We start from the raw sequence: 6,180 nt of genomic DNA, 5'->3' as shown, positions 1-6,180 counted from the left end.
GAGGAATTCAAAAAGCAATGGACTGGCGCCCTGGTGCTCCTGGTTCCCGCAGACACCTTCAAGCGCCGCGACGAGACCACCTCACCCCTGGGTCGTTTCGCGCGTCTGCTTGCGCCACACAAGGCGGCGATGGCGCAGGCTCTCGCGGGGGCGCTGGTGACGACGATCCTTGGCCTCTCGACTGCCATTTACGTGCAGAAGATCGTCGACCATGTGATTACAGCGGGCAACCGCAATCTGCTCAACCTGATGAGCGTCGCCATGCTCTTGATCCTGGTTGTGCAGATCCTGATCAATCTCCTCAGAAACCGGCTCGTCCTGCAAACGGGGCAGAAGATCGACGTCCACCTGATCCTCGGCTACTACAATCATATCCTAAGCCTGCCTCAGAAGTTCTTCGACAGCATGCGCATGGGCGAAATCATCTCCCGTATGAATGACGCGGTGAAGATCAGGAGCTTCCTGAACGACGTCTCCATCAACATGTTCGTTGACGTGCTAACGGTACTGTTCTCGTTGGGGCTGATGTTCATCTACTCGTGGAAGATCGCCTTGGTCGTGGCGGTCTCCATCCCTTTGTACCTCTCGGTCTATTGGATCATCAACCGGCTGAACAGGAATCGCCAGCGCGCCGTAATGGAGAACGCTGCCGAACTGGAGACACAACTGGTGGAATCACTCGGAGCTGTCTCCACAATCAAGATCTCCGGCATGGAGAGCTTCGCCAACTTCAAGGTGGAGACCCGCTTCATCAAGATGCTGCACTCCGTCTACAGCTCCGGCCTGATCTCGATCTTCGGGGACAGCACCTCGACATTCCTCGCGACTTTATTCACCATCGTGCTGATGTGGTTCGGAACGACACTTGCCCTCGATCAAACCGTCACGCCTGGCGAATTACTCTCCTGCTATACCTTGCTAGGCTATATCACCCGGCCGATTGCCAGTCTGATCCAGACCAACCGGATCGTTCAGGATGCTTTTGTCGCAGCGGATCGCCTGTTCGAGATCTTCGACCTGGAGCCGGAAAGCGGTGGCGGCATCGATGCAGACAAATCCGACATTGGCGACATCCACCTGGAGAAGGTCACGTTCCGATATGGTAGCCAGTTCGAGCTTTTCCAGGATCTTAGCGGCACCTTCCGCCGGGGGGAAATGACAGCAGTGGTGGGGGAAAGCGGCTCGGGCAAGAGCACCCTTGCGGCGCTGCTGCAGAATGTCTACCCGCTTGAAGGTGGATACATCCGGATCGGCCGTTATGCCCTCCAGGACCTGTCGACCGTATCCCTGCGCAAGGTTGTCGCTGCGGTGCCGCAATCGATCGATGTGTTCTCGGGCTCGGTGATCGACAACATCGCCCTTGGCGAGTTCGAGCCGGACATCGAAAAGATCCTCCGAATCTGCGATGAAATAGGGCTGCGGGAGGTGATCGAGCGCTGGCCCGGTGGCTTCCAGGCCTATCTAGGCGAAAACGGTGTACGCCTCTCCGGGGGCGAGAAGCAGCGCCTTTCGTTGGCTCGGGCTCTGTACCGGGATCCGGAGATCCTGATCCTCGACGAAGCAACCTCCTCTCTCGACTCGGTCGCCGAGGGGTTTGTCCTGCGAGTGGTTGAGGATCTGCGTCGGGGCGGCAAGACCATCGTCATCATATCTCATCGACTGAGCACCATCCGTTGCGCCGACAAAATAGTGGTCTTGGACAAGGGGCGGGTCGTTGCGGAGGGAAGGCATGCTGATCTGCTGACAGCTGAAGGCGCTTACGCTCGCTTGTGGCGGGCGCAAACCGGATCCGGCTAAACAGCTTCCGAGGCGGAAGACCCGTGGGATTTTGTGCACGATTAGGCTTCTCGCATGCCAAATGCTGTTCGGATCGCCGTGCGCATCAGCCAATATTCCAGCGGCAGGCAATCGGGGCGGCGGCACTCGAAGGAGCCGCCGCCCGGCTTGGCACCTATTCGCGGACGAACAGCGACTGGACCCTGGCCCATTGATCGGCGGTGCGGAAGCCGCCGCGTTTCGTGTAGCTTTCGACCGGGAATTTCATCCAGTTGGGCAGCCAGTTGTCGATTTTCTCGCGGCCGTTCTCGCCCGCGAGGCAATCGCGGATGATCTTCTTTTGCGTCTTGACCTTCTCGGCGACATTGCCGTCGGCGACATGCTTGCCGCCGAGGTCGGCCAGCATCGCATTGGCGATCTCCCTGTCGCGCAGCAGGTCGAAGAAGGCATCGTCCGCTTGCCACCACGCGCCCATGTCGATGCCCAGATGGTTGCCGAGCGCCTCGACGGCGGCGCTGCCGGCTTCGAGCGTCTCGGCCATGGCAAGGCTGAGAACGCGCATGACGTCGTCGTCGCAAAGTGCCAGCAAACGGGCGAACACGGCGGCAAGCGCAAAGGCGTCGCCATTGCCGCCGGCTATCGCACCCTCCTCGTCGGCCTGCCCAAGCAGCGCCAGCACCGCGCGCCGTTTTTCGGCGAATGCGGCTTCGGCCCTGGACGCGGCAATGCTTGCCGCCACCGCTTCATTGGCGGTGCGCTGCGGCTCGCGGCGAACCTGCCACAGGCCCGAACCCGCGATGGCATGCGCCACCATCAGGCGCAGCGCGACACAAGGATGGTCGAGCATGGCGGTACGCACGGCTCCGTGGCGGTGCAGATCGACATAGTTCTGCATCGGCCCGGTGAGTTCCGGTCGCGACGGCTTGGCGGGCGTTTCTTCGGGCGCGCCGCCCTCGCCTTGCGCGCGGGCGCGGCGGGCCTCCTTGCGCGACAGCCAGCCCTCGTGGCATTCGACCGCGCCGCGATGCGAGACCGATATGAAGACCTTGCCGCCCTTCTTCCTCGGCGTCTTTTCATGGTCCCATGACTGGAAATGCTGCCCGGGTTCGAGCACGGCCACCTCGGGCCAGCCGGCTTCCAGATAGGCATCGCGTTTGGCGGCAATCGCCTCGTTCTGCTTTTGCCAGAACAGGTCGGCATCGGCGAAATAGCTCTCCTCGCCGAACAGGTCACAGACGATCAGGCCGGGATACTCCTCGATGGGGAACAGCGCGACCTTGGTGGAGATCGACTGGCCGCCGAACAGCCATTGCTTCAACTGGTGACCGCGCGGCGCGTATTGCTGCGGATCGGCATAAAGCGCCAGCCAGTCCTTCTGCTGCGCCTTGGAAGCCATGGTCAGATGGCGCGCCGTCTCGGCGTCGATGTCCTCGCGCCGATAGGCCTCGCGGATCTTGGGAAGCAAGTCGCCGAGCGCCAGAATGCGTTTGACCAGGAGCTCGGTGATGCCGAAAGTGGCGGCGATGTCGGCAACGCCGCGGCCCTCCTTGATCAGCCGCGAAAACGTCTCCCACTGCGACACTTCGTCGGGATCGAGCCGGGCGAAGTTTTCGATCAGCGAGGCCTCGAGCGCGCCGGCGTCGTCGCCGTCTTCCATGACGGCGCAGGGCAAGGCATTGCGCTGGCCGCGCTCGTCGGCGAGCGACTTCGCGGCGAAATAGCGCCGCCGGCCGGCGACGATCTCGAAGCTTTCCGGCGTGCCGTTGGGCCGCACCAGAAGCGGCACCAGGACGCCGCGCGCGCGAATCGACGGCAGGATGTCCGACACGTCGGGCGCGCGTTTGGAATGGCGCATGTTGAGCGCGGAAATGTTGAGCTTATCAAGCGGAATGTGGGCAAGTTGCATGGTTTGTCTCCTTCGTTGAGGGGTGGAATTGTCCCCCCCCAGAGGCTGCAAGCCGGCGCGGCGGGACGGTTTTCGCGCCTTATCGGCGCGTCTGTTCCGCCGTGTCGGGCGGAAGCTTGGAATGTGCGTTGCCAAGGGCTTTTGCCGCCTGTCGCAGCAGCCGCTCGGCTTCGGTGATGTGGCCGGCGCTGCACGCTGCCTGGGCGTAGACGGAGAGCGGAAAGCGCGGCTTGAACCCGAGGTCGCGCTCGATGCCGAGGCCAAGCCGCCCCTTGACGCTTGCAAGCTCGGCAAGACTGACGCTGCCGAGTTCGGGGAAGCCGAAGCCGAGGTCGCAAAGCCCGAACATTGTGTCGCCGTCGGCGTCGAGTTCGGTGAGAAGCCAGGTTGCTGGCCCGGTCGGATCGAACAGTTTGACCACCGGGACATGGTCGGTTTCGGTGTCGGTTGCGCCATTGGCGAGCAGCCGGGCGCAAAGCTCGTCGGTGATCAGGATCATGGGAGACTCCTCTCAAAACAGGTCGAGTTGAATTCGGGCGTTCGGCGGGAGAAAGATTCACTGGATCTTTCTCTGATCCGCTATCGAGCGGCTTCTGCGCCGCGCGCGGGCGCATCGGCGCGTCCGCCAGAAGGGCACGCCTTGCGGCGTCGGCTCGGTCTGCAGGGTGTCGGGATTGCGCGCTCATGCCGCGATCTCGTCTTGTTGCGCGCCTTCGGCCTCGGCGTTAAAGCCGAGAAGAAAATCGGCGGCCTTGGAGGCAAGGCTGGCGGCGCGGAAAATGGCGCGATTGTCCTCGCGCAGCACGGTGAGCCATGAGCCGATATAGTCGGCATGGCGCACGGTCGGCTCGATGGCGAGAGAGCTGCAGACGAAGGCGGCGCAGATTTCGGCGACCAGTTCCTCGCGCGCATAGGTCTTGGAACCGAAGGCGCCGGAGAGGTCGCGCGCAAGCCGCGCCGGGTGGCCGGTCCAGTGGCCAAGCTCGTGGAAGCAGGTGCGGTAATAGTCGATCTGCCGAAAGAATGCCGGCTGCGGCGGCACCTGAATGAAGTCGCTGCCCGGCATGTAGAAAGCGCGATCGCCGCCGATGCGGAAATCCGCGCCGCTTCCTCGAATAAGCGCCTCGGCCTGCGGGGTGATCTCGCGCTCGGGCAGCGGCTCGGCGGCGGCATGGAGATGGTCGGGCAGCCCGTCGCACTGCGCGACATTGAAGACGGTGAAGCGCTTCAGAAAGGGAACGGCGTGCGGTTCGTCGCCATCGGTCTTGGCGCGCTCCTTCTCGCCCTTCGGGACGAAGCGGTCGGCATGCACGATGGTTGTGCCGTGCTCGCCCTTCCGGACATTGCCGCCAAGCGCAAGCGCCTGCCGGAAGGTCAGCCAGTTCTGGCTGGCATAGCTGCGCTCGAAGACGGCGCCCCACAGGATGAGGATGTTGATGCCGGAATAGAGCCGGCCGGTGGCGGCATTGCTCGGCAGGCCGAGGCCGGCCTTTGCGCTGCCCCATGGCTTGACCCACGGCACGGTCCCGCGCTCCAGTTCGGCGATGATGCGATCGGTGATCTCCTGATAAAGGCTGGCGCCGGGGCGCCCGTCCTTGCCTGCGCCGGCCTGCCGGCAGGCGGAACGCTTGTTGTTTGCACGCATCGTCTGGTCCTCCGCTCTTCAATCGCGCGCCCTCCCCCGGAAAGCGGGGTGGGCGGCGAGAACGACCGGAAAGGTCCGCCGTCGGAGGCAGACCGCATTCGAAGGACCGGAACGAAGAGGAGGACCCTGAGCGGCAGCGAAGGGTTGCGGGATGCCGCGGCGGACCTAGAAGGGAGAGCCGCCCACCGCGCGTCACCGGGGGATGGCCAACAGACAGACCACGCCGGCCAACGGCCGGCGGCCATCAGCAGGCGAAAGGCTGCATGCGCCAGGGGGCGAAGCCGAATGGCCGAGACCGCCTGAGGCTTGCCGAAGAAAAGCGGGCTCGGTTCACGAGCACCCGGCGCGCGCCTTCAGGCGCGCGGGCGCCACTCAGGTCCGCGACGACCGTAGCTTTGATCTCGGGGGGATGCGCGTGCAAATGACGGCACGCGCTTCGGAATGCACCCTCGAAGACATCGTGATAGCTCCTTGGGAGCGGCGCGAGCATCGGTGCCCCATCTGTGTCATGGTTGCTCCGAGGCGGACGCCGAGTCTCTCTCCCGGACCTTCGCCCGCCCACCGAAATCCCTGCTTGCCCTCTTCCTCTGCTGGCCGCACCGTCGCCTATCGAGGCCCCGGCGACGTGGCAGTGCCCAAACGCACGCCCAAGGTGAAGACCCAGCCGCACACCGGATGTTCAGTCAAGCGCAGCCCCGTTCCGGTAAGAGAGGCGGGTCAGCATGTCCTGACGAACAAGCCCGTTGCTTCGACGGCAAAACCATGACTCAATGGGCGTGGGGATGCGGCGGCGTCCGGAGCAACGGAGGCAATACGAGGTTTCAGAGTTGCTGACCAGGTGATCGAGGAGGCG

Annotated in this window: 4 protein-coding genes; 1 reads left to right on the top strand and 3 read right to left on the bottom strand. The window is 63.6% G+C overall.

The window, feature by feature from the left end:
* A partial coding sequence (locus AC0L2H_RS30235) for a peptidase domain-containing ABC transporter (RefSeq protein WP_473593436.1) occupies positions 1 to 1,797 on the top strand: 1,797 nt, incomplete at its 5' end.
* Between the two features lie 154 nt (positions 1,798 to 1,951).
* On the opposite strand, the gene AC0L2H_RS30230 is transcribed toward AC0L2H_RS30235, so the two are convergent.
* From AC0L2H_RS30230 to AC0L2H_RS30220, 3 genes are all read right to left on the bottom strand, one after another.
* Complete coding sequence (locus tag AC0L2H_RS30230) at positions 1,952 to 3,682, bottom strand: ParB/RepB/Spo0J family partition protein (protein ID WP_027046513.1); 1,731 nt, start codon at positions 3,680 to 3,682, stop codon at positions 1,952 to 1,954.
* 79 nt (positions 3,683 to 3,761) lie between these two features.
* Positions 3,762 to 4,181, bottom strand: coding sequence for a DUF2958 domain-containing protein (locus AC0L2H_RS30225; RefSeq protein WP_019856449.1), 420 nt, complete (start codon positions 4,179 to 4,181; stop codon positions 3,762 to 3,764).
* 183 nt (positions 4,182 to 4,364) lie between these two features.
* Positions 4,365 to 5,327, bottom strand: coding sequence for an ArdC family protein (locus AC0L2H_RS30220; protein WP_064982001.1), 963 nt, complete (start codon positions 5,325 to 5,327; stop codon positions 4,365 to 4,367).
* Between the last annotated feature and the right edge of the window lie 853 nt (positions 5,328 to 6,180).

The sequence above is a fragment of the Mesorhizobium sp. WSM4871 genome (genome assembly GCF_055811295.1).
Note: the sequence above shows the minus strand (reverse complement) of the source record. Positions and strands in the feature narration are given on the sequence as shown.

What these genes read in the sequence shown, in the direction of transcription:
- AC0L2H_RS30225 (WP_019856449.1), bottom strand. Translation starts at nt 4,181, where the DNA reads ATGATCCTGATCACCGACGAGCTTTGCGCCCGGCTGCTCGCCAATGGC.
- AC0L2H_RS30230 (WP_027046513.1), bottom strand. Translation starts at nt 3,682, where the DNA reads ATGCAACTTGCCCACATTCCGCTTGATAAGCTCAACATTTCCGCGCTC.
- AC0L2H_RS30220 (WP_064982001.1), bottom strand. Translation starts at nt 5,327, where the DNA reads ATGCGTGCAAACAACAAGCGTTCCGCCTGCCGGCAGGCCGGCGCAGGC.